Origin of the sequence: Mesorhizobium sp. ES1-3 (genome assembly GCF_020164795.1) — a bacterium.
Classification (GTDB): Bacteria; Pseudomonadota; Alphaproteobacteria; order Rhizobiales; family Rhizobiaceae; genus Mesorhizobium.
The window spans coordinates 293,035-316,130 of record NZ_JAIUGW010000005.1 but is presented as its reverse complement, the minus strand read 5'-3'; the positions used below and the strand labels follow the sequence as shown (position 1 = coordinate 316,130).

Here is a 23,096-nt window from a genome sequence, read left to right as displayed (position 1 = left end):
ACGCCAAGGCGCCGGCATGGAAAGGCGCGCGAGCGCATTTGGAGAGCGATCCAGGGAACCACCGTCACCTTGCAACGTTTGAAACCGTACAATTCCCATCATGCGAACCAGGGGACGACGCCCATGCTGATACGCCTCGGCTACGAGATCGCCATTGAATGCGCCGAGGCAACTCCGGTGGTTTCTCTGCTCGAGATTCATAAGGACAGGCAGGGCGACATCAAGCGGCAGACACGTGTGCTCACCTCGCCATCGGTGCCGACCAGGCGCTATCACGACCTGCATGGCAATGCCTGCCGCCGTTTTACCGCGCCCGCCGGCGGCTTTCGCATCCTCTACGACGCGGTCGTCGAGGACAGTGGCGAGACGGACGAGGTCAACACGCTGGCCCGGGAAATGCCGGTCGCCGAATTGCCCGACGAGGTGCTCTTCTATCTCCTGGGTAGCCGTTATTGCGAGACAGATCATCTGAGCGATCTCGCCTGGCAGCTTTTCGGCCATCTTCCGTCCGGCTGGGCGCGGGTGCAGGCAATCGTCGAGTATGTCCACAACCGCCTGTCCTTCGGCTATGGCTATGCGCGTTCGACGCGCACCGCCGCACAGGCGCACGAGGAACGCGTCGGAGTGTGCCGCGACTTCGCCCATCTGGCGATCACGCTTTGCCGTTGCATGAACATTCCGGCGCGCTACGTGAACGGCTATCTCGGCGACATTGGCGTCCCGGCCGATCCGGCGCCGATGGATTTTTCGGCCTGGATGGAAGCGTTCCTCGACGGCAAGTGGTACACGTTCGACCCGCGCCACAACCGGCCCAGGATCGGCCGCGTCGTCATCGCGCGCGGGCGCGACGCCATCGACGTTCCCTTGCTGCACAGTTTCGGCCCGCACCGGCTCACCCTGTTCAAGGTATGGACCTACGAACAGCAAGGCAGGCTGTTCAATCCACCCCACCGCGGCATCGACAGGACGGTCAGCGCACAGATGCTGGCCTAGCTATGTTGATATTCAGGTGAGGCCGGCCTGACCTGAATATCAACACACCTGGGCAGGTTTCTGCCTCGGCATGCCTCGCAATCCTGGGACAGTTGCTCCCGCTTCGGCACAGAAGGCCTGTGCCGCAACAGGACGTCGCCAAGGCTTCGGCAATTGCCTCGTGTCGAGCATGGTAAGCGCCTGGTAAACGCGGCGACGATCGTGCTTTTTCGTTTACCAGCCGTTCACCTTCACGAAGGACGAAAGCAAGAAAAAACAACAGCTTGATGTCTGGCCGAGGATGTCCCGGCGTGAGGCGATGTCATCCGGCTGGAATCCTGCATTGCCCTGTTCGCGGCGACGAGGCCGAGGCAAGCGGAGGCTGTTGGATGCGGAATTACGGGGGTCTTGTTCACGCGGTCGGCGGGTTCGCCAGAGATCGCGGTGGAAATTTCGCGGTCCTGTTCGGCTTTGCTGCCTCGGTCTTGGCGCTGGTCGCGGGCTTTTCGGTCAATGTCGCGCAGCTCTACAATGCCAAATCGAGCCTGCAGGGCGTGGTCGATGCGGCGGTGACATCGACGGCGCGTGACCTGACCACCGGCGCCACCAAGGAAGCCGACGCCGACAAATCCGTGCAGGCCTTTCTCGACGCCAACGCTACCGCCGGAATTCTGCACGCCGGCCAGATCGTGCTCGACAAGCTGATCGTCGACAGGACCGCCAAAACGGTCCAGGCGGATGCCCATGTCGATGTCGGCCTCTATTTCCCGTTGTTCAGCACCGGTGACATGCAGCGCGTCGGTGCTTCCACCACAGCGCTCTATTCCGACAAGCAGATAGAGGTGGCCATGATGCTCGACATAACGGGATCGATGGCCAAGCGGGGCAACGTCAACAAGATCGGCGACCTGATAGCCGCCGCGCGAAATGCAGTCCAGACGATGCTCGAGAACCAGGACCCGAAGAACCCCCGCGTCCGTGTCGCGATTGTGCCTTATGCATCCGGCGTGAACGCCGGCAAACTGGCCGAAAACGTCTATGCCGAAAAGCAAGGGAGTTCCGAGCTGCCACCCGTCGCCGGCAGTTCGCTTCTCGTTGCCAAGACGGGCAAAAATCTGCTGCCGTCCTTCAGCGACTACATCTCCATTGTTGGTGCGGCCATGCCGCGCCCGGATAATTGCGCTACGGAGCGCAAGAACAAAAACGGCGATGCGGATTTGAGCGCCGACGGCCCAGACACTGTTCGCACAGACAGGAACGGCAAGAAATATTATGCCCTGGTCAACCGGGATGATCATCTCAGCGGCGAGGGAATGAACAGATGTCCTGACGCGCAAGTGATTCCGCTGACCGCGGATTCCGATGCATTGCTTGATTCGATCGACGACTTCCGGGCCGGTGGTTTTACAGCCGGCGCGATCGCCATTCAGTGGACCTATTATATGCTGTCGCCGCAATGGCGCGCCGCAATCAAGAATGCCGGCCTCGGCAACGGCGCTTCGAACGCCGATCCGAAGAAGATTGCCAAGGTCGCAATCCTGATGACCGATGGCCAGTTCAATACGGCCTTCGCGGGTGCCGCCGGGAGCTACAACGGCCAGGGTAACCTTGCGCGCGGCAATGCTGAAACGCTGTGCGACAACATGAAAAATGACGGCATCGAGATCTTCACCATCGGCTTCGACCTGAACGACAAGGACATGTCGGCAACCGAGCGGGACCAGGCAAAGGCGGTGCTAAAGGATTGTTCGTCGAAAGACGCCTCCGCCACAGAGAGACATTATTTCGAGGTGTCCACCGGAGCAGAATTGGACGGTGCCTTTCAGGAAATCATCCGCAACACCGAAAAGGTCATACTGACCCAATAACCCGTGAAACGGAAAAGGCCGCCGCTTCTTTCGAAGCCGGCGGCCTTCCGTGTTTCCGTCCATGGCGCGGCTCAATGGCGGTGACGCTCACGTCACCCGCCGCGCATCTCGCGCCTTAACGGGAAGACTGCTTCCCGAAAGTGCAATCCGCTGAGGCCACGTTCTGGAAAACGAAATCACTCGACATCGGATCACCTCCTTTCGATTTGTTGAACACACCCTCATGATGGGGTGCGTTGCAGCAAATGACAAGTGCCATGCTGAAAAAGGCATCCTTGCCCGAAGATGGCGCCGCATGCTTTGGCTTGCGATCCAGGTCTCAAACGGACAAGATCGAGCCATCGACCGCGGGGAAGGGCATGGACGCTACCGAAAGAGCTGCGCGCATCGTTCGAACGGTAGTCGAGGCGGTGAAGCCCGGCTTCGCGGTCAGGCTGTGGACCGGCGAGCGGATCGGCCCCGCCACGGGCCCTGTGCTGGTCATCAACGACCACGACATTGTCTGGCAGATCGTTCGCCGACCCTCCCTGTCGACCCTCATCGAGATGTGGATTTCCAAGGCAGTCGACATCGAGGATGGATCACTGTTCGATTTCTACGCCCTGCCTTCAACGGGCAAGCTGCGCTCGAAGCTGAAGGCATTGCCGAAACGGGCGCTTCTGCGTGACTTGCCGGCGGTGCTGTTTTCGAGAAAGCAGATGGCGTCGCGGGTCGATCTCGCTGGTCGCAACCCGTTCGTCAGCGGCTCTAGCAAGGAGGCGATCCAGCATCACTATGATATCTCGAATGCCTTCTACCGGCTCTTTCTCGACGAGCGCATGGTCTATAGCTGCGGGTATTTCCAGGATTTCGCAAACGGCATCGACGAGGCGCAGGTCGACAAGCTCGACCATATCTGCCGCAAGCTTCGGCTGAAACCCGGTGAAAGATTGCTCGACATCGGCTGCGGCTGGGGCGCGATGCTGATCCACGCCGCGAAAAATTACGGTGTCGTCGGACACGGCGTCTCGCTGTCGCAAGCCCAGACCTCACTAGCCCGCGAGCGCATTCGCGCCGAGGGTCTGGAGGACAGGATCACCATCGAGATAAAGTCCTACGCAGAGCTCACCGGCACCTTCGACAAGATATCGTCCATCGGTATGTTCGAGCATCTGGGCCTGGCAAACCATGTCGCCTACTTCTCCGCTGTCCATCGGCTGCTGAAACCGGGCGGCATCTATCTGCATCACGCCATCACGAGGCGCAGCAAAGGCGACATCAAGAAGACCCTGCGCAAGGGGCCGGAATACAAGGCGCTGATCAAATACATCTTCCCGGGTGGCGAGCTCGACACGATCGGCATGACGCTAGGCAATCTCGAAGCACACGGCTTCCTCGTCTACGATGTCGAGAATTTGCGCGAGCACTATGCCCGCACCTGCAGGCTTTGGGCCGAGCGTCTGCAGGCGCGGTTCGGCGAGGCGATCGCCGAGGTCGGCGAAGCCAAGGCGCGGCTGTGGCTGCTTTACCTGAGCGGCTGCTCCATCACCTTCGAACGCGCCTCGGCGCAGATTTTCCAGACCGTCGCCACCAAACGCGCGCGAGGCCCGAGCGGTCTGCCACCGACGCGGGCGGATCTTTATCGATAGGCTTGGGTCGGCAGGTCAGACGAATCGCATGGGCGCGCCGATCTCGACACGGCCGGGCTGGTCGACGGTGCAGTAGACGCCGAGATTGTGGGCGTTGTGGCGAACCAGGTTGCGCAGGATCCCCGGATCATTGTCGAAACCGTCCTGGGCAATGATGGTGAAGCCGCAGCGGCGGCACGGCTCGGAGATGGTCAGGACGAGGTCGCCGATGGCGAGCTTGCGGCCGATCCATTCCGTTTCGGGAAACGAGCCGTCGACCGGAGCCATGTCGACGACGATGTTGGGGCGGAAGCGGCGGGGATCGGCGGCACCTTGCGGATGCAGCGCCTCCAGCCGCGACAGGGATGCCGTGGTCAGGAGATGGATCGGCGCCTTGCGGTAGCGTTCCGCGGTCAGCGGACCGGCATAGCCTGCCGCATTCTCCCTGCGGAACGGCCGGATCGAGGCGCCGAAGCCGAGATAGGCCGACACGGCGCGGTCGCATTCGGCGCCGGGTGCGGCGAGCCAGTCGCCATCGGGGATGGCGATTTCCAATTCGCCGCTACGGCTCAACCGGGTCCGGATGCGCGGCACGTTGTACCACTTGGCGTCACGGTCGGGCCGGGCGATTTCATTGTCCGAGATATCGACGAGGCCGAACATACGGTCGCCCTGGATGCTGTCGGTGCCGACCAGGATGGCGTCCTGGCGCTCGCCGGCGAGCGAACTCGCCGGATAGCGCCACAACTGGGTGACGGTGCCCAATGCCGCGTGCTGCCGCATCAGCCCTTCTTGTTCTGCCGGTTGGCTATGAGGTCATCGACCACGGCCGGATCGGCAAGCGTCGAGGTGTCGCCGAGCGCGGAAAAATCGTCCTCGGCGATCTTGCGCAGGATGCGGCGCATGATCTTGCCCGAACGTGTCTTGGGCAGGCCGGGCGCGAACTGGATCTTGTCGGGCGTGGCGATGGCGCCGATCTCCTTGCGGACGTGGGCGACGAGCTCCTTGCGCAGCTCTTCGGTGGCCTCCATGCCCCTCATCAAGGTCACGTAGCTGTAGATGCCCTGGCCCTTGATGTCATGGGGATAGCCGACGACGGCGGCTTCCGAGACCTTCTCATGGCTGACCAGCGCCGATTCGACCTCGGCCGTGCCCATGCGATGGCCGGAAACGTTGATGACGTCGTCCACACGGCCGGTGATCCAGTAGTAGCCGTCGGCGTCGCGGCGGCACCCGTCGCCGGTGAAGTATTTGCCCTTGTAGGTCGAAAAATAGGTCTGCACGAAGCGATCGTGATCGCCATAGACGGTGCGCATCTGGCCGGGCCAGGAATCGGTGATGCAGAGATTGCCGTCGGCGGCCCCTTCGAGCACCTTACCTTCGCCGTCGACCAACTGCGGCTTGATGCCGAAGAAGGGCCGCGTCGCCGAGCCTGGCTTGAGGTCGGTGGCGCCCGGCAGCGGCGTGATCAGGATGCCGCCGGTCTCGGTCTGCCACCAGGTGTCGACGATCGGCACCTTGCCGTTGCCGACGACGTTGAAATACCACTCCCAGGCTTCCGGATTGATCGGCTCGCCGACCGAGCCCAGCACGCGCAATGACTTGCGCGAGGTCTTCTTCACCGGGTCGTCGCCGGCGCCCATCAGCGCGCGCAACGCCGTCGGCGCGGTGTAGAAGATGTTGACCTTGTGCTTGTCGATGACTTCCCAGAAGCGCGACTGCGAGGGATAGTTCGGCACGCCCTCGAACATCAACGTGGTGGCGCCGTTGGCGAGCGGTCCGTAGACGATGTAGCTGTGTCCGGTCACCCAGCCGACATCGGCCGTGCACCAGTAGATGTCGCCGTCATGGTAGTCGAAGACATATTGGTGCGTCATCGAGGCATAGACGAGATAGCCGGCGGTGGTGTGCAGCACGCCCTTCGGCTGGCCGGTCGAGCCCGACGTGTAGAGGATGAACAGCGGATCCTCCGCCTTCATCTTCTCCGGCTTGCACTCAGGCCTGACCGTTGCGACTTCGTCGTGATACCAGACATCGCGCCCCGGCGCCCAGCCGATCTTGCCGCCCGTGCGGCGCACTACCACGACGGTCTTGACCTTGACATGGTGCTTGGCGGCAACCTCGATCGCCTTGTCGGTGTTGTCCTTGAGAGGAATGGGCTTGCCGCCGCGCAGACCCTCATCCGATGTGATGACGAAGGTCGATTCGCAGTCGACGATGCGGCCGGCCAGCGCATCGGGCGAAAAGCCGCCGAAGACGACCGAATGGATGGCGCCGATACGCGTGCAGGCCAACATCGCGTAGGCCGCCTCCGGAATCATCGGCATGTAGATGGTGACGCGGTCGCCTTTCTTGACGCCGTGCTTCTTCATCACATTGGCGAGCCGGCAGACATGCTCGTAGAGCTCGTTATAGGTGACTTTCCTGTCGTCGTAGGGGTTGTCGCCTTCCCAGATGATGGCGGTCTGGTCGCCGCGCTTCTTCAGGTGGCGGTCGATGCAATTGTACGAGACATTGGTCTGGCCGTCTTCGAACCACTTGATCGAGACCTTGCCGTCGAAGGAGGTGTTCTTGACCTTGGAAAAGGGCTTGAACCAGTCGATGCGCTTGCCGTGCTTGCCCCAGAACTTGTCCGGGTTCTTCACACTGTCGGCGTACCATTTGAGGTAGGTGTCATTGTCGATCAGGGCGTTCTTCTTCCACGCCGGCTGGACGCGATGGACATGAACCTCGGACATTTCTGGCTTTCCTCCCGAACCCAATCCGCCGGCTTGAAACGCCCGCGTGATCGCGGCGACGCAGCCGCGAATTCGGCGGCATTATTACCAGTTCCGCCGCGACGGCAACATTAGACGTTGGATTCGCGCGGCGGGATGCCGCAGGGGTGCTTTTCGAGACTGTCAGCACTCGACGCGGTTCGCTGCTAACTGCATGTTTTTGTGGGAAAAGTTCGTTTTGCGATCAAGAAAAATCAATAGACAGTTAAGTAACGGCGCGCACAATTGGTGCTTGGGGGATGGAGAATCAACCTTGGGGACCGCAATGCGCGACCATCTTGAAATGGACCTGATGCTCAAAGGCTACGGGCTGACCACGGCCAAGATTCTTTATCATTTCCCCGACCACCCGCATCTCCTGCAGAGCTTCGTCTGGCAGGACTACGACATCGCTCCGAAGTTTCCGGTGCTGGTCAGGTTCATCGAATTCTGGAAGGCCAAGCTCGACGGGCCGCTGCATTCGGTGGTCTATACGCACCAGAAGCTGATCGCGCCGAACGAGTGGCGCAAAGTCGATGGGGAATTCGTGCTGCATTGAACGATGGTAACGCGATGATGGCTGTTGAGGTCGGCACCCTACGGCGCGCCCCTCTGTCCTGCCGGACATCTCCCCCTCAAGTGGGGAGATTGACTGGTTCGGTGATGCCGCCGCTCCGTCAACGTTCGAGATTGGCGAAAGCCATCGCGGCATCCCATCTCCCCCCAAGAGGGGGAGATGGCCGGCAGGCCAGAGGGGGGCGCTGTCCCGCGACCTTGCCTGCTAGAGTCCTCGCAATCACACCGCCGGCGGATTCAGCCGGGCAAAGCCTTCCTGACGCCGATAGGGGAAATAGGGGTACGGCGCGGTGACCTCGCTTGCCGCGTCGAGTTTTTTCACCTGCTCCGGCGTCAGCGTCCAACCGACGGCGCCGAGGTTCTGGCGCAGCTGCTCCTCGTTGCGGGCGCCGATGATGACGGAGGAGACGGTCGGGCGCTGCAGCAGCCAGTTGATGGCGATTTGCGGCACGGTCTTGCCGGTTTCCTGCGCCACCGCATCGAGCGAATCCACAATCCGATAGAGATGCTCGTCCTCGACCGGCGGGCCGAAGCTCGCGGTCTCGTGCAGCCGGCTCTTTTCCGGCAGAGGCTGGCCACGGCGGATCTTGCCGGTCAGGCGGCCCCAGCCGAGCGGGCTCCACACCAGCGCGCCGACGCCCTGGTCGAGGCCGAGCGGCATCAACTCCCATTCATAGTCGCGGCCGAGCAGAGAATAGTAGACCTGATGCGCGACATAGCGTGGGTAGCCGTGCTTCTCCGCCAGGCCGAGCGACTTCATCACTTGCCAGCCGGAGAAGTTGGAGACGCCGACATAGCGCAGCTTGCCGGCGCGCACGAGCCCGTCCAGCGCCGACAGAACTTCCTCGATCGGCGTCCCGGCATCGAAGGCGTGCAGTTGCAGCAGGTCGACATAGTCGGTGCCGAGGCGCTTCAGCGCGGCGTCCACCGACTTGATCAGCCGTGAGCGCGACGAGCCATAGTCGGCCGGCCCGTCGCCCATCGGCAGCGCGGTCTTGGTCGAGATCAGAACCGCGTCGCGGCGGCCCTTGATCGCCTCGCCGAGCACTTCTTCCGAGGCGCCATTCGAATAGACATCGGCGGTGTCGAAGAGGTTGACGCCGGCCTCGAGGCAGATGTCAATAAGCCGCCGCGCTTCTTGCGCGTCGCTGTTTCCCCAGGCGCCGAACAGCGGGCCGGAACCGCCAAAAGTTCCGGCGCCGAATGAAAGCGCCGGGACTTTCAGGCCCGATGCGCCGAGATGTCGATAGTCCATTTTCTTGCTCCTGGTGGTTTGTGAATAGGTGAGGCGATTCGGGTGTCGGCCGATGTCACGACCGGACAGGGGCAGGCGCGCCGAGCCTGGCGCCGCGATCGAGGCGCAGCGCCAGTCCGGCCACGGCGAGTGCCGCGAGCGGCAGCAGGGCGGCGACCCAGGTGAGCGCACCCAGCCCAAGGCCCTGGGCGATGACCGCGCCGCCAAGCCAGGCGCCGGCTGCATTGCCGAGATTGAAGGCGGCGATGTTGAACGACGACGCCAGGCTCTGGCCGGCGCCTTGCGCTTTCTCCAGCACCCACATCTGCAGCGGCGCCACGGTGGCGAAGGCGGCGGCACCGAGCAGGCCGACATAGATCACGGCCATGGCCTGGCTGTGGATGGCGAAGCTCATCGTGGCAAGCACCAGCGCCAGCACCACGAGGCTGCCGAGCACCGCCGGCACCAGCCAGCGATCGGCGACCTTGCCGCCGGCGAGATTGCCGGCGACGAGGCCACCGCCGAAGACGAGCAGGATCGGCGACACGGCCGCTTCCCTGAAGCCGCTGATCTCGGTGAGCAACGGGGCGATGTAGGTGAAGACGGCGAAGACGCCGGCATAGCCGAGCACCGTTGTGGCGAGGCCGAGCAGGACGGGCGTGCGGCGCAGCACGGCGAGATCGGCGCGCCAGTCGCTCTTCTCGAGCGCGGCCTGGCCGCGCGGCACCAGGGCCAGGATGACGGCGAAGGCCGCGAGGCCGACCGCGGTCACCGCCCAGAAGGCCGCGCGCCAGCCAAAGGCCTGGCCGAGCCAGGTGCCGAAGGGCACGCCGAGGATGTTGGCGATGGTGAGCCCGGTGAACATCAGCGCGATCGCCGAAGCCTTCCTGTTGGGCGCGACCAGACCAGTGGCGACCACCGAGCCGACGCCGAAGAAAGTGCCATGGGCAAAGGCGGTGATGATGCGGGCACCCATCAGCGTCCAGTAATCGGGCGCCAGCGCACAGGCGAGGTTGCCAATCGTGAAGATCGCCATCAGCGCCAGCAGTACGGTTTTTCGCGGCCAGTTGCCGGTGGCGATCGTCAACAAGGGTGCACCGATGACGACGCCCAGTGCATAGCCGGAAATCAGCTGGCCGGCGGCGGAGATCGAGACGCCGAGGTCTTTGCTGACATCGATGAGCAGGCCCATGATGACGAATTCGGTGACACCGATGCCAAAGGCACCGGCAGCGAGGGCATAGAGAGCAAGAGGCATGGCGGTTGGTCCCATCTGTCGGCAAAGGACGCCCAGCGCGCGCCCCGGCCCGGAAGATCGTGGTCCACCATGTTGTGAACCAGACTTGCCCAAGGCATACTTCCTGTGAAATAGATTCACAGATGGCTCGACCCGACGTCAACCGCTCTGGCGAGATCGAAGTCTTCGTGCGTGTCGTCGAGGCGGGGAGCTTCTCGGCCGCCGCGCGGCGGCTGCGCATGACACCTTCGGCGGTGAGCAAGCTGATCGCGCGGCTCGAAACCCGGCTTGGCGCGCGGCTTGTCAGCCGCTCGACGCGCAAGCTCCAGCTCACGCCGGAAGGAACGGCCTTTTACGACAGCGGCGTGCGCGTGCTCGCCGACATAGATAAGGCCGAGCGTGAAGCCGCGGCAGGAGCCGCGCCGCGTGGAAGGCTGAGGGTCAACAGCTACGTGCCGTTCGGCCAACACCGGCTAATGGCGCTGCTACCGCGCTTTCTGGAACGCTATCCCGAAATTTCCGTCGAGGCCGTGCTGACCGACAGCGTGATCGACCTGTTGGAAGAGCGCGCCGATATCGCCATACGCGCCGGGCCGCTGCGCGAGTCACGACTGGTGGCGCGCAAGCTCGGCCAGAGCCGGATGGTGGTAGTTGCCACGCCCGCCTATCTCCAAGCGCGCGGCACGCCACTGACGCCCGGCGATCTCGGCCGTCACAACATGCTTGCCTTCGGTTTCGTCCGATACATCGACGGCTGGCCGTTCATCGACACGGCCGGAGCACCGGTCATGGTCCCGATCGCAGGCACCGCCACGGTGAGCGACGGCGAGGCAATGCGGCTATCCGCCCTGTCAGGGGCGGGCATTGCGCGGCTGGCGCGCTGGCATGTCGAGCCCGACATTGCCGCCGGCCGGCTGGTGCCGCTGCTGGAAGACTTCAACCCCGGCGACGAAGAGCCGACCCATGCCGTGTATGTCGGCCAGGGCAAACACCTGCCTGCACGGGTGCGGGCCTTTCTCGACTTTCTTGCCGAGACCGTCCGGCTGTAACCGAAGCCGCGCGTCCAGGGACACGCGGCGTCGAAAAGGGCCGGCTTGCTCGCGGTACGAACTATGCCTTCGGGACGAAAGGCGCCGGACGACGGCCGGCGCTCTGGCGGTCGACCATCCAGCCGGGATATTCGGACGGCAAGGCGCTCACTTCGTCCAGCCTGGCGAGATCGTCGGCATCGAGCTCGAGGCTGGTGGCGGCAAGGTTCTGCTCGAGCTGGTCCATGCGGCTGGCGCCGATGATCACGCTCATCACGAAAGGCTTGGCCAGGACATAGCCGAGCGCCACGGTGGCGACGCCGACATCATGCTTCTTGGCGACCTCGCGCATGACGGCGACCGCCGCCCAGGCGCGGTCCTCGTTGACCGGCGGGAAGTTGAAGGACGCGCGGCGGCCCTCGCCATTGCCCGGTGCGCCGGGGCCGTATTTGCCGGACAGCAGCCCGCCGGCCATCGGCGACCACACCATCAGGCCGAGCTTCTCCTCGTTGATCAGCGGAACGATCTCGCGTTCGAGGTCGCGGCCGGCGATCGAGTAATAGGACTGGATGGTCTCGAAGCGGGCAAAGCCCTTGCGGTCGGCGATGCCGAGCGCCTTGGCGATGCGCCAGGCCTGCCAGTTGGAGACGCCGACATAGCGAACCTTGCCACTGGAGACGAGATCATCGAGTGCCCGCAGCGTTTCGTCGATCGGCGTCACCGCGTCGGTGCCGTGCAACTGATAGAGATCGATGTGGTCGAGCTGCAGCCGGTCGAGGCTGGCATCGACCGAATCCATGATGTGGCCGCGCGAGGAGCCGCGCTGGTTCGGGCCTTCACCCATGGCGCCATGAACCTTGGTGGCGATGACCACATTGGACCTGAGAACACCGAGATCCCTAAGCGACTGGCCGAGCAGGCGTTCGGACTCGCCGACGGAATAGACGTCGGCCGTGTCGAAGAAGTTGACGCCGGCGGCGATCGAGCGGCCGACGATCTCGTTGACGCCCTTCTGGTCGAGGCTGGCGATCAGGCCCCATTGGGCGTTCTGGCCGGCGGCGCCGAAGGTCATGGTGCCGAGGCAAAGTTCGGAGACGAACATCCCCGTATTTCCAAGCTGATTGTAACGCATGGCGAAAGCTCCAGGAGAATATGTGGTGACGCCGAGACAAATAGGAACGGTACGTTTCGTTTCTAGTGCTGGCATAATGGCCTTGCGGATCAGGCCTAACGATATGGTGCATTCCGAGCGGAAAGGAACGCTTAGACGTCCCAGGGATTGAGCACCGTCACACCAGTATCTTCAAAGTCGGTGACATTGCGAGTTACCAGAATGAGGTCATGAGCTAGTGCGGTTGCCGCGATGAGCGTGTCAGCGCTGCCTCGTGTCCGACCGGCGGTGATGCGGCCCCAAGTCAATGCCACGTCTTCCGTGACAGCAAGAATACGGTCGGCGTTGTCACGCCGAAGCTTCCGTAGCCATAAATCGAGGCGTGTCGCCTTTTCGGAATCGACCTTGCCCAGCTTGACGATCCCACGCTCGATTTCACCAAGGGTAATGACGCTGACGTTGACCGATGTTGGATCCACCGAAGCCAGGCATTCAGTCGGCCTGGGCAGCCGCCTCTGCACATCGGAAACGATGTCCGTATCGAGCAGATACATCAGAGATCGACGTTCCGGATCATCGTTTCCGGGCGACGGTTGACCTCCTCGGCGAAATCGTCGTCCCAAACCGGGCCAGTCAAAAGATACTCAGCCAACGACTTCTTTTTTCCAGCCAGACGGTCGTAATCATCGGCGGAGAGTACCACTGCGGCACGCTCGCCGCGCAACGTCACCGTCTGCGGTCCCTCGCTGCGCGCGCGTTGGACCAGCTTGGAGAAATTGTTCTTTGCGTCCTGAAGGTGCCAGTTCACAGAGAGATATCGCATCCGACTCATGACGCAGCAAGCCGGAGGTTCAGGCCGGACTACCTGCTTCCAAAAATCGCCGAACCGACCCTGACGCTGGTGGCGCCGAAGGCGATCGCGGTCTCGTAGTCGCCGGACATGCCCATCGACAGTTTGGCGATGCCCGCTTCCTTGCCGAGCTTCTCCAACAGTGCGAAATGCGGGCCAGGGTTTTCGTCGGCCGGCGGAATACACATCAGGCCCTCGATGGCGAGGCCGTGGACTTCCTGGCAACGCTTGACGAAGGCGACCGCCTCGCGCGGTTCGATGCCGGCCTTCTGCGGTTCCGAACCGGTATTCACCTGAACATAGAGCTTTGGCGCACGGCCTTGCCGGGCAATTTCCTTGGCGAGCTCGGCGGCGATCTTGTCGCGGTCGATGGTCTCGATGACGTCGAAAAGCGCCACCGCCTCCTTGGCCTTGTTCGACTGCAGCGGGCCGATCAGGTGCAGTTCGATATCGGGGGAAGCTTCCTTCAGCGCTGGCCATTTGCTCTGTGCTTCCTGGACGCGGTTCTCGCCGAAGACGCGCTGGCCGGCCTCGATCACCGGCTGGATATCGACGGCGTCGAAGGTCTTGGAGACCGCCACCAGCGTCACCGCGCCGGCTTCACGGCCGGCTTCCTGCTCGGCGGCGGCGATCTTCGCCCTGACCGCGAAAAACTGCTGAACGGTGTCGCCCATATGCAAATCCCGCTGTTTTTGACCCGCGTTTTTGTCAGCCGCGATGCCCATATGGTTGACGGGTTTGCCAAACCATGGTGAACACCCGGACCACATTTCGTGAACTGCCGGGCTCTTGCCCGCAGTCCGCATGCTTTTAAGTGAAAAACGTCCCATGGCAACCGAACGATACAATCCGCGCGCGTCAGAGCCCAAATGGCAGAAGGCCTGGGCCGAAAAAAAGCTTTTCGAAGCGCACAATGACGATCCGCGCCCGAAATACTACGTGCTGGAGATGTTCCCCTACCCTTCGGGGCGCATCCATATCGGCCATACCCGCAATTATACGATGGGCGACGTGGTGGCGCGCTACAAGCGGGCCAAGGGCTTCAACGTGCTGCACCCGATGGGCTGGGACGCCTTCGGCATGCCGGCCGAGAACGCGGCCATGCAAAACAAGGTCCATCCCAAGGAGTGGACCTACCAGAACATCGCCACCATGCGCGAGCAGCTCAAGGTGATGGGCCTGTCGCTGGACTGGGCGCGCGAATTCGCCACCTGCGACGTCGATTACTACCACCGCCAGCAGATGCTGTTCCTCGACTTCGTCGCGAAGGGGCTGGTGACGCGCAAATCCTCCAAGGTCAACTGGGACCCGGAGGACATGACGGTGCTCGCCAACGAGCAGGTCATCGACGGGCGCGGCTGGCGCTCAGGCGCGCTGGTCGAACAGCGCGAGCTGACGCAATGGTTCTTCAAGATCACCGATTTCGCGCAGGACCTGCTGGATTCATTGGACGGCCTCGACGAATGGCCCGAAAAAGTGAAGCTGATGCAGCAGAACTGGATCGGCCGTTCGGAAGGCTTGCTGATCCGCTGGCCGCTGGCCTCGGAAATTGCCGGCGAGCATGAGCTGGAAGTCTACACGACGCGGCCCGACACTATTTTCGGCGCTTCCTTCATGGCGATCGCCGCCGATCATCCGCTGGCCAAGAAGGCTGCGGAGACCGATCCGGCGCTGGCGAAGTTCATCGACGAAGTGCGCCATATGGGCACGTCGGTGGCGGCGCTGGAGACGGCCGAGAAGAAGGGTTTCGACACCGGTATCCGCGTCGTCCATCCCTTCGACGATACCTGGACGCTGCCGGTCTACGTCGCCAATTTCGTGCTGATGGAATACGGCACCGGCGCCATTTTCGGCTGCCCGGCGCATGACCAGCGCGACCTCGACTTCGCCAACAAATACGGCTTGCCGGTGGTGCCGGTGGTGATGCCGGACGGCGAGAACCCGTCGGCTTTCCAGATCATCGACGAGGCCTATGTCGACGATGGCGCGATGATCAATTCGCGCTTCCTCGACGGCATGAAACCGGACCGGGCTTTCGACGAGGTCGCGAACCTGCTGGAACAGAAGACGATCGGCAACCGGCCGATGGCCGAGCGCAAGGTGAATTTCCGCCTGCGCGACTGGGGCATTTCGCGCCAGCGCTACTGGGGCTGCCCGATCCCGATGATCCATTGCGAGGATTGCGGCGTGGTGCCGGTGCCGAAGGCCGACTTGCCGGTCAAGCTGCCGGACGATGTCGATTTCGACCGGCCGGGCAATCCGCTCGACCGGCACCCGACGTGGCGGCATGTGAAGTGCCCGCAATGCGGCAAGGACGCCCGGCGCGAAACCGACACGATGGACACGTTCGTCGATTCGTCCTGGTATTTCGCCCGTTTCACGGCACCCTGGGCGCATGATCCGACCGATCCCAAGGCGGCGAACGAATGGCTGGCGGTCGACCAGTATATTGGCGGCATCGAGCATGCGATCCTGCATCTGCTCTATTCGCGCTTCTTCACCCGCGCCATGCGCGAGACCGGCCATGTCGACCTGGCCGAACCGTTCAAGGGCCTGTTCACGCAAGGCATGGTGGTGCACGAAACCTACCGCGTCGGCACGGCATCGAATGGCCGCTGGCTGGCGCCGACCGAAGTGCGGCTGGAGGATGTCGACGGCAAGCGCCGCGCCATCGACATCGCCACCGGCGAGGCGGTCACCATCGGCCCGCTCGAGAAGATGTCGAAGTCGAAGAAGAACACTGTGAGCCCGGAAGACATCACCGACGGCTACGGCGCCGACACGGCGCGCTGGTTCATGCTGTCGGATTCGCCGCCCGAACGCGATGTCGAGTGGACCGACGACGGTGCCGCCGGCGCGCATCGCTTCATGCAGCGCATCTGGCGGCTGGTGTCGACGGCGGCCGAGACGCTGGCAGGCGTCACGCCCAAGGCGGCCAATGATGGCGAGGCGGGGGCCGTTTCCAAGGCCGCGCACAAAATCCTGAAGGCGGTCGGCGAAGACATCGAGAAGCTCGCCTTCAACCGTGCCATCGCCCGCATCTATGAACTGGCCAACGCGCTGACCGCCCCGCTCAACGAGGTGGCGGAAGGCAAGGCCGATACGGCGCTGAAAAGCGCCTGCCGCGAGGCCGTGGAGATCATGGTGCACCTGATCGCGCCTGTCATGCCGCACCTTGCCGAAGAGTGCTGGGAGGAGTTGGGCGGCACCGATCTGGTTGCCGAACGGCCGTGGCCGGTCTTCGATCCGGCGCTGGTCGTCGACAACGAAGTCACCTATCCGGTGCAGGTCAACGGCAAGAAGCGGGGGGATTTGACAATTGCCCGCGACGCGGACCAAGGTGCGGTCGAAAAAGCGGTCTTGGCTCTCGACTTCGTGCAGAAAGCACTAGAAGGCAAGGCTCCGCGCAAGGTGATCATCGTGCCGCAGAGGATCGTCAATGTCGTTGCCTGATCAGGAAAAGACAGAGTTGAGCCGTTTGCTGCGCCGCATCGCGCTTGCCGGCCTCGTCGGCTCGCTTGCGCTCGTCTCGGCCTGCCAGGTGCGGCCGCTCTATTCGAGCGCGCCGCTGTCGACGGGTTCGACCGCCAATGCCGAGATGGCGTCGATCGCCGTCAAGCCGGTCCGGACGCGTTATGCCCAGCAGGTGCGCAACAACCTGATCTTCGGGTTCGGGCGCGGCGCCGGCGAGCCGGCCTCGCCGCTTTATTCGCTCGATCTCGGCGTGACCGAAGCCGTTGAATCCTCGGCGCTCGTCCAGGTTGGAACCGACCAGGACGAGCCGACCGCCGGTTCGGTGACGCTGACCGCCGGCTACACGCTGACCGACGCGAAAACCGGCGCGGTGATCGCGGTCGGCAAGCGGGCGATCACCTCGTCCTTCGACAAGCCGCGTCAGGAATTTGCTTCCTACCGGGCGCAGATCGACGCCGAGAACCGTGCCGCGCGCGAACTGGCCGAAGCCCTGCAACTGTCCATCGCCCAGGATCTGGCCCGGCACGGCAAGACGGCCAGCTAGCGCCACTCTTCGTTCACGAGAGACGTCCTCTCGATCCTGGTGCCTGGGCCGTTTCCGATGGCCAAGGGCCAGCGCTTGCTCATGCTCGCCCGGCGCACGTGGATAATCGTCGAATACGATCCAGCGCTCGAATCCGTATCGTTCGGCCATCGCCGCGAAAGATATTTTTCGGTCGCTCCAACGGCACTGACGGAAGCAACTGTTAACCACTCGCTCCCTATTGCTCAGCAGACGTTCCACAGTGAGTCTTGAGCATGGAAGCCAGGCGTTTTTCTCGGGTCAATTCGTTGCACACAGCTTCGCCCGATGACCCCGAAGGGGAGCGCGCCGGCGGCCCGCGCGGCAAGGTGGATATCCGCCAGCCCGGTGCTTCTTATGCCGGCCAATCCGGGCGGGTTGCCGATCCCCGCAGCGACAGGCAGTCCTCCGCGGGGCCGAATGGCAAGCCCGCGGCGGGCAACGCCTTCCCGCAGGGCGGCGATACCGAAAGCCCTGCCTGGCAAGAGTATTTTTTCCTTGCGCCCAATGTGCGTTTTACACGCACCCCGGACTATGAGCCCAAGCACCGCCCGCCGCAGGACGAGGTTGCCGGGCAGGGTGGCCCGCAGGCGCCCCCGACGCAGCAAGTGGGGCCCGGCGTCGTCATGCATCGCGGACCGTCGCCGGCCGCGCCCGCTCAGCCAGCACGCGGCGGCGAGACGTCGCAAGGTGTTCCGCCCGCGGCTCCGAAGGTGCCCGCTCGAGCGGCCACGCGCCCGGCGCCCGTCGGCGGGAATGGCGCACCAGTCAAAACTCCCCCTGCTGAAAAAGTCCGGCGGCCCTATCTTTCCGATCATGCCTTCTTCGAGGGCTTGGCGCCGCTTCTGGTTGACGTGACGTCGCCGGCCCGCTCAGTCAACCCAGTTTCGCGTGCACCGATCGCGGCTCCGCCGGTTGCCGCGGCACGGGCCGATATCTCCGCGCCCGGTGTGGCCGATGTCACCGCCTTGTTCCGTGTCATCGAATGCCTTCCGGGCCAGGCCCCGTCCGCCCCTCCGGACGTCTTTCCGGCCAACTCCAACGAGGCCGTGGCCGAGCAGCCCGTTCCGGCGGGCAGGGCTGCCCGGCAGGCTCGGACGACGGCCGCGATGGCGCCTGCTGCAAGCAGCGCCGCCCCACTTGTGCAGCGCGCGGAGGAAGCCGTTCCCGCCATGCGCGCACCGTCGCTGCCCATGGCTGGCAAGGTTGCGCGGCCAGTGACGGGCGAAAGCTACGAGCTTCCCTCCGAGGAACTGCTGCAGCAGCCGCCGGAAGGGCAGGGCTTCTACATGTCGCAGGAGCGGCTCGAGCAGAATGCCGATCTCCTGGAAAGCGTGCTGGAGGATTTCGGCGTGCGCGGCGAGATCATCCACGTACGCCCCGGTCCGGTCGTCACCCTCTACGAGTTCGAGCCGGCGCCGGGCGTCAAATCCTCCCGCGTCATTGGTCTCGCCGACGACATCGCCCGCTCCATGTCGGCGGTCTCGGCGCGCGTCGCCGTGGTGCCCGGCCGCAACGTCATCGGTATCGAGCTGCCGAACGAGACCCGCGAAACCGTCTATTTCCGCGAACTGATCGAATCGCAGGGCTTCCGCAAGACCAGCTGCAAGCTGGCGCTTTGCCTTGGCAAGACGATCGGCGGCGAACCCGTCATCGCCGAGCTGGCGAAAATGCCGCATCTGCTCGTCGCCGGCACCACCGGCTCCGGCAAGTCGGTCGCCATCAACACCATGATCCTGTCGTTGCTCTACCGGCTGAAGCCCGAAGAATGCCGGCTGATCATGGTCGACCCGAAGATGCTCGAACTGTCCGTCTATGACGGCATCCCGCACCTTCTCACCCCCGTCGTCACGGATCCCAAGAAGGCCGTAACCGCGCTCAAATGGGCGGTGCGCGAGATGGAAGATCGCTATCGCAAGATGGCGCGGCTCGGCGTGCGCAACATCGACGGCTACAATGAGCGCGCCGCCCAAGCCCGGGACAAGGGCGAGACGGTCGTCATGACCGTGCAGGCCGGCTTCGAGAAGGGCACCGGCGAGCCGCTGTTCGAACAGCAGGAGATCGACCTGGCGCCGATGCCCTACATCGTCGTCATCGTCGACGAGATGGCCGACCTGATGATGGTCGCCGGCAAGGAGATCGAAGGCGCCATCCAGCGCCTGGCGCAGATGGCGCGCGCCGCCGGCATTCACCTGATCATGGCGACGCAGCGGCCTTCGGTCGACGTCATCACCGGCACGATCAAGGCCAATTTCCCGACCCGCATCTCCTTCCAGGTCACCTCCAAGATCGACAGTCGCACCATCCTGGGCGAGCAGGGCGCCGAGCAGCTGCTCGGCCAGGGCGACATGCTGCACATGATGGGCGGCGGGCGCATCGCCCGCGTGCACGGACCCTTTGTTTCCGACGCCGAGGTCGAGCATGTCGTGGCGCATCTGAAGGCGCAGGGTCGCCCCGAATATCTGGAGACCGTGACGGCCGACGAGGATGAAGAGGAAGAGGAAGGCGACCAGGGAGCGGTCTTCGACAAGGGAGCCGTTGCCGCCGAGGATGGCGATTCCAGCTATGACGAGGCGGTCAAGGTGGTGTTGCGCGACAAGAAATGTTCGACGTCCTACATCCAGCGCCGCCTCGGCATCGGTTACAACCGCGCGGCTTCACTGGTCGAACGCATGGAGAAGGAAGGCCTGGTCGGCGCGCCCAACCATGTCGGCAAGCGCGAGATCATGGCGGGCAAGCGCCCGTCGCCGACCGCGCTCCCCGACGATGGCACGGATTGACCGGGCAGGCTGCTCTCTGATCCACGGCGCATGAAAAAAGGCCGGTTGCCCGGCCTTTTTTCATATCTGGTAGCGGATCGCTCAGCTGATCTTCTGGCCGGTCTTGGCCCAGTCGGCGAGGAAAGCGGCAAGGCCCTTGTCGGTCAGCGGATGATTGACCAGCGCCTTCAGCGTCGCCGGCGGCGCGGTGATGACGTCGGCGCCGATGAGAGCCGCCTGCTTGACGTGGTTCACCGTGCGCACGGAAGCGGTCAGGATCTCGGTCTGGAAGTCGTAATTGTCGTAGATCTGACGGATCTCCTGGATCACCTCCATGCCGTCCGAGCCGGTATCGTCGATGCGGCCGACGAAGGGCGAGATGAAGGACGCGCCGGCCTTGGCCGCGAGCAGCGCCTGGTTGGCCGAGAAGCACAGCGTGACGTTGACCATGCGGTTCATCTCGGTGCGGATGGTCTTGCAGGCCTTCAGGCCGTCCAGTGTCAGCGGCACCTTGATGGCAATATTGGGCGCGATCTTGGCCAGCACCTTGGCTTCGGCCATCATGTCCTTGAACTCGGTCGCCACGACCTCGGCCGAGACAGGGCCTTCGACGATGTCGCAGATCTGCTTGGTGACCTCGATGATCTTGCCGCCCGATTTCAGGATCAGCGAGGGATTGGTGGTGACGCCATCGAGCAGTCCCAGATCGTTCAGTTCCTTGATCTCTTTGATATCGGCGGTGTCGGCAAAAAATTTCATGGCGGGTCTCCTGACGATTTCGTCGTGCTTGGGAAGGCACGTTCAGCGTTGCTCTTTGATCTAGACCAAAGTCAGGGCAAGGTCACGCCTCATGATCGAAGATTCGCCCTTTGTCGCGGCCGCGCCGGTGCTGGTGCCGATGCCGGCCGAACGCCCCTACACCTATGCCGTGCCGGTCGGCATGCGCGTGGTGCCGGGTTCGATCGTGCGCGTGCCGCTTGGGCCTCGCCAGGTCGCCGGCATTGTCTGGGACGGCGCGGTCGAGCAGGTCGACGCCAGGAAATTGCGCCCGATCGAGCAGGTTTTCGACTGTCCGCCGATCGACCGTGCCATGCGCCGCTTCGTCGACTGGGTGGCGCAGTACACGCTGTCGGCGCCGGGCATGGTGGCGCGCATGCTGCTCAGGGCGCCGGAGGCGTTTGATCCCGAACCCTGGATCGAAGGGCTGCAGCGCACCCTGCTCGTACCCGACCGGATGACCGATGCCAGGGCACGCGTGCTGGAGACGGCCGAAGGTGGCCTTGCCTGGACGCGCTCCGGGCTTGCCCATGCCGCGGGCGTGTCGTCGACCGTGATCGACGGGCTGAAGGCGCAAGGCGTGTTCGAGACGGTGATGATCCCGCCGCGGCCTGTGGTGGCCGCGCCTGACCCAAGCTATGCCGTTCCGGAACTGATGCCGGACCAGAACGAGGCCGCGTCGATGCTGCGCGCCAATGTCGCGGCCGGCGAGTTCAACGTCGCGTTGCTCGACGGCGTCACCGGTTCGGGCAAGACGGAGGTCTATTTCGAGGCTGTGGCGGCCGCGCTCGAGCAGGGCAAGCAGGTGCTCATCCTGCTGCCGGAAATCGCCTTGACGCATGGCTTTCTGGAACGCTTCCAGCAACGTTTCGGCGCCAAGCCGGGCGAATGGCATTCGGACCTGCCGCCGAGAATGCGTGAAAAAGTCTGGCGGCAAGTGGCGGAAGGCGGCGTGCGCGTCGTTGCCGGCGCCCGCTCGGCGCTGTTCCTGCCGTTCCGGGAGCTTGGCCTGATCGTCGTCGACGAGGAGCACGACCCCGCCTACAAGCAGGAAGACCGCGTCTTCTACAATGCGCGCGACATGGCTGTCGTGCGCGGCCATATAGGCGGCTTCCCCGTGGTCCTGGCATCGGCAACGCCGTCGGTCGAGAGCCGGGTCAATGCCAGCCAGGGCCGCTATGCCAGGGCGGTTCTTTCCGCCCGCTTCGCCGAGGCGGCACTTCCCGATCTCAAGTCGATCGACATGCGCCGCGCGCCGCCCGCCCGTGGCGGCTTCCTGTCGCCGGTGCTGATCGACCATATGCGCCGGACGCTGGAGAAGAAGGAGCAGTCGCTGCTGTTCCTCAACCGGCGCGGTTATGCGCCGCTGACGCTGTGCCGGGTCTGCGGCCACCGTTTCGGCTGCCCGGTGTGCTCGGCCTGGCTGGTCGAACACCGCTTTCGCGGCCAGTTGGTGTGTCATCACTGCGGTCACAATGAGCGCCGTCCCGAAGCCTGCCCGGAATGCGGCACGCTCGATCATCTGGTTGCTTGCGGGCCGGGGGTCGAGCGCATTGCCGAGGAGGTCGTCACGCATTTCCCGGACGCGCGCACCATCGTGCTGTCGTCGGACATCATGGGGGGCGTACGGCGGTTGCGGCTGGAGCTGGAGGCAATCGCCAATGGCGAGGCCGATATCGTCATCGGCACGCAACTGGTCGCCAAGGGTCACAATTTCCCGAACATGACGCTGGTCGGCGTCGTCGACGCCGACCTCGGCCTCGCCAATGGCGATCCGCGCGCCGCCGAGCGTACCTTCCAGCTGCTCAGCCAGGTGACCGGCCGTGCCGGCCGCACCGGCAAGAAGAGCCTTGGCCTGCTGCAGACCTTCCAGCCCGACCATCCGGTGATGCGGGCGATCGTCTCAGGCGATGCCGAGTCTTTCTACCAGCGTGAGATTTCGGAGCGCGAGCGCGCCGCCTTGCCGCCCTTCGGCCGACTGGCAGGCGTCATCGTCAGCGCGGTGACGCGGGCGGAGGCGGAGGGCCATGCACGCGGCCTGCGCCGCGCGGCACCGGAAGCGTCGGACCTGTTCGTGCTCGGGCCGGCGGAAGCACCGCTGTCCCTGCTCGGCGGACGCCACCGCTTCCGCCTGCTGATCCAGGGCGAACGGCGCGCCGACATGCAAGGTTTTATCCGGGCCATGCTCGCCAACGGACCGAAGCAGCGAGGCTCGATCCGGGTGCAGGTCGACATCGACCCGCAGAGTTTTTTGTAGGGACTCAATTTCAGCTACAGTTGTCTCG

At 63.8% G+C, this 23,096-nt stretch carries 18 protein-coding genes; 9 read left to right on the top strand and 9 right to left on the bottom strand.

Features of this window, described 5'->3' with window-relative positions; all coding sequences use genetic code 11:
• The first annotated feature begins 123 nt into the window (after positions 1 to 123).
• The 3 genes from LB536_RS10825 to LB536_RS10815 all read left to right on the top strand — a co-directional run bounded on the left by LB536_RS10825 (position 124) and on the right by LB536_RS10815 (position 4,468).
• The gene (locus LB536_RS10825) at positions 124 to 993 is read left to right on the top strand and encodes a transglutaminase-like domain-containing protein (protein WP_224591789.1); all 870 of its coding nucleotides are present in this window, start codon (positions 124 to 126) and stop codon (positions 991 to 993) included.
• A 368-nt stretch (positions 994 to 1,361) separates the two neighbouring features.
• Positions 1,362 to 2,840 carry a TadE/TadG family type IV pilus assembly protein gene (locus LB536_RS10820; protein WP_224591785.1) on the top strand — a complete coding sequence of 493 codons (1,479 nt, stop codon included), beginning with the start codon at positions 1,362 to 1,364 and terminating at the stop codon, positions 2,838 to 2,840.
• A 359-nt stretch (positions 2,841 to 3,199) separates the two neighbouring features.
• A complete protein-coding gene (locus LB536_RS10815; protein ID WP_224591782.1) occupies positions 3,200 to 4,468 on the top strand; it encodes an SAM-dependent methyltransferase in 1,269 nt (422 codons plus the stop codon).
• 15 nt (positions 4,469 to 4,483) lie between these two features.
• On the opposite strand, the gene LB536_RS10810 is transcribed toward LB536_RS10815, so the two are convergent.
• Both LB536_RS10810 and acs read right to left on the bottom strand, forming a co-directional pair.
• On the bottom strand, positions 4,484 to 5,230 hold the full coding sequence (locus tag LB536_RS10810; protein WP_224591778.1) for an MOSC domain-containing protein: 747 nt from the start codon (positions 5,228 to 5,230) through the stop codon (positions 4,484 to 4,486).
• Positions 5,230 to 7,185: an acetate--CoA ligase gene (acs, locus tag LB536_RS10805; RefSeq protein ID WP_224591775.1), complete on the bottom strand. Its 1,956-nt coding sequence runs from the start codon at positions 7,183 to 7,185 to the stop codon at positions 5,230 to 5,232. The genes LB536_RS10810 and acs overlap by 1 nt, the downstream gene beginning before the upstream one ends.
• A 304-nt stretch (positions 7,186 to 7,489) precedes the next feature.
• Here acs and LB536_RS10800 point away from each other — a divergent pair, with 304 nt between their 5' ends.
• A complete protein-coding gene (locus LB536_RS10800; protein ID WP_140810638.1) occupies positions 7,490 to 7,762 on the top strand; it encodes an usg protein in 273 nt (90 codons plus the stop codon).
• Between the two features lie 237 nt (positions 7,763 to 7,999).
• Here LB536_RS10800 and LB536_RS10795 read toward each other — a convergent pair whose 3' ends face one another.
• Together LB536_RS10795 and LB536_RS10790 are read right to left on the bottom strand one after the other, a co-directional pair.
• A complete protein-coding gene (locus LB536_RS10795) occupies positions 8,000 to 9,034 on the bottom strand; it encodes an aldo/keto reductase (protein WP_140810639.1) in 1,035 nt (344 codons plus the stop codon).
• 55 nt (positions 9,035 to 9,089) lie between these two features.
• Complete coding sequence (locus tag LB536_RS10790; RefSeq protein WP_224591773.1) at positions 9,090 to 10,271, bottom strand: MFS transporter; 1,182 nt, start codon at positions 10,269 to 10,271, stop codon at positions 9,090 to 9,092.
• A gap of 122 nt (positions 10,272 to 10,393) precedes the next feature.
• On the opposite strand from LB536_RS10790, the gene LB536_RS10785 reads away from it, so the two are divergent.
• The gene (locus LB536_RS10785; protein WP_224591770.1) at positions 10,394 to 11,299 is read left to right on the top strand and encodes a LysR family transcriptional regulator; all 906 of its coding nucleotides are present in this window, start codon (positions 10,394 to 10,396) and stop codon (positions 11,297 to 11,299) included.
• A gap of 61 nt (positions 11,300 to 11,360) precedes the next feature.
• Here LB536_RS10785 and LB536_RS10780 read toward each other — a convergent pair whose 3' ends face one another.
• The 4 genes from LB536_RS10780 to LB536_RS10765 form a co-directional block, all read right to left on the bottom strand.
• Positions 11,361 to 12,410 carry an aldo/keto reductase gene (locus tag LB536_RS10780; protein WP_224591767.1) on the bottom strand — a complete coding sequence of 350 codons (1,050 nt, stop codon included), beginning with the start codon at positions 12,408 to 12,410 and terminating at the stop codon, positions 11,361 to 11,363.
• A gap of 131 nt (positions 12,411 to 12,541) precedes the next feature.
• Complete coding sequence (locus LB536_RS10775; RefSeq protein ID WP_224591764.1) at positions 12,542 to 12,943, bottom strand: type II toxin-antitoxin system VapC family toxin; 402 nt, start codon at positions 12,941 to 12,943, stop codon at positions 12,542 to 12,544.
• Positions 12,943 to 13,197 carry a type II toxin-antitoxin system Phd/YefM family antitoxin gene (locus tag LB536_RS10770; protein WP_140810643.1) on the bottom strand — a complete coding sequence of 85 codons (255 nt, stop codon included), beginning with the start codon at positions 13,195 to 13,197 and terminating at the stop codon, positions 12,943 to 12,945. Before LB536_RS10770 ends, LB536_RS10775 begins: the two co-directional genes overlap by 1 nt.
• Positions 13,198 to 13,250: 53 nt before the next feature.
• A complete protein-coding gene (locus LB536_RS10765) occupies positions 13,251 to 13,913 on the bottom strand; it encodes a YggS family pyridoxal phosphate-dependent enzyme (RefSeq protein ID WP_224591761.1) in 663 nt (220 codons plus the stop codon).
• A gap of 154 nt (positions 13,914 to 14,067) precedes the next feature.
• Between LB536_RS10765 and leuS the strand changes: the two genes are divergently transcribed.
• The 3 genes from leuS to LB536_RS10750 all read left to right on the top strand — a co-directional run bounded on the left by leuS (position 14,068) and on the right by LB536_RS10750 (position 20,055).
• Entirely contained in the window at positions 14,068 to 16,692 is a 2,625-nt protein-coding gene (gene leuS / locus LB536_RS10760) for a leucine--tRNA ligase (RefSeq protein ID WP_224591758.1), read from the top strand.
• Positions 16,679 to 17,257, top strand: a complete 579-nt coding sequence (gene lptE, locus LB536_RS10755; RefSeq protein ID WP_224591755.1) for an LPS assembly lipoprotein LptE — start codon at positions 16,679 to 16,681, stop codon at positions 17,255 to 17,257. Before leuS ends, lptE begins: the two co-directional genes overlap by 14 nt.
• A 254-nt stretch (positions 17,258 to 17,511) precedes the next feature.
• Complete coding sequence (locus LB536_RS10750) at positions 17,512 to 20,055, top strand: DNA translocase FtsK (RefSeq protein ID WP_224591752.1); 2,544 nt, start codon at positions 17,512 to 17,514, stop codon at positions 20,053 to 20,055.
• A gap of 81 nt (positions 20,056 to 20,136) precedes the next feature.
• Here LB536_RS10750 and fsa read toward each other — a convergent pair whose 3' ends face one another.
• Entirely contained in the window at positions 20,137 to 20,793 is a 657-nt protein-coding gene (gene fsa / locus LB536_RS10745; RefSeq protein WP_140754930.1) for a fructose-6-phosphate aldolase, read from the bottom strand.
• 91 nt (positions 20,794 to 20,884) lie between these two features.
• On the opposite strand from fsa, the gene LB536_RS10740 reads away from it, so the two are divergent.
• A complete protein-coding gene (locus LB536_RS10740; RefSeq protein WP_224591749.1) occupies positions 20,885 to 23,068 on the top strand; it encodes a primosomal protein N' in 2,184 nt (727 codons plus the stop codon).
• The last annotated feature ends 28 nt before the right edge of the window (positions 23,069 to 23,096 follow it).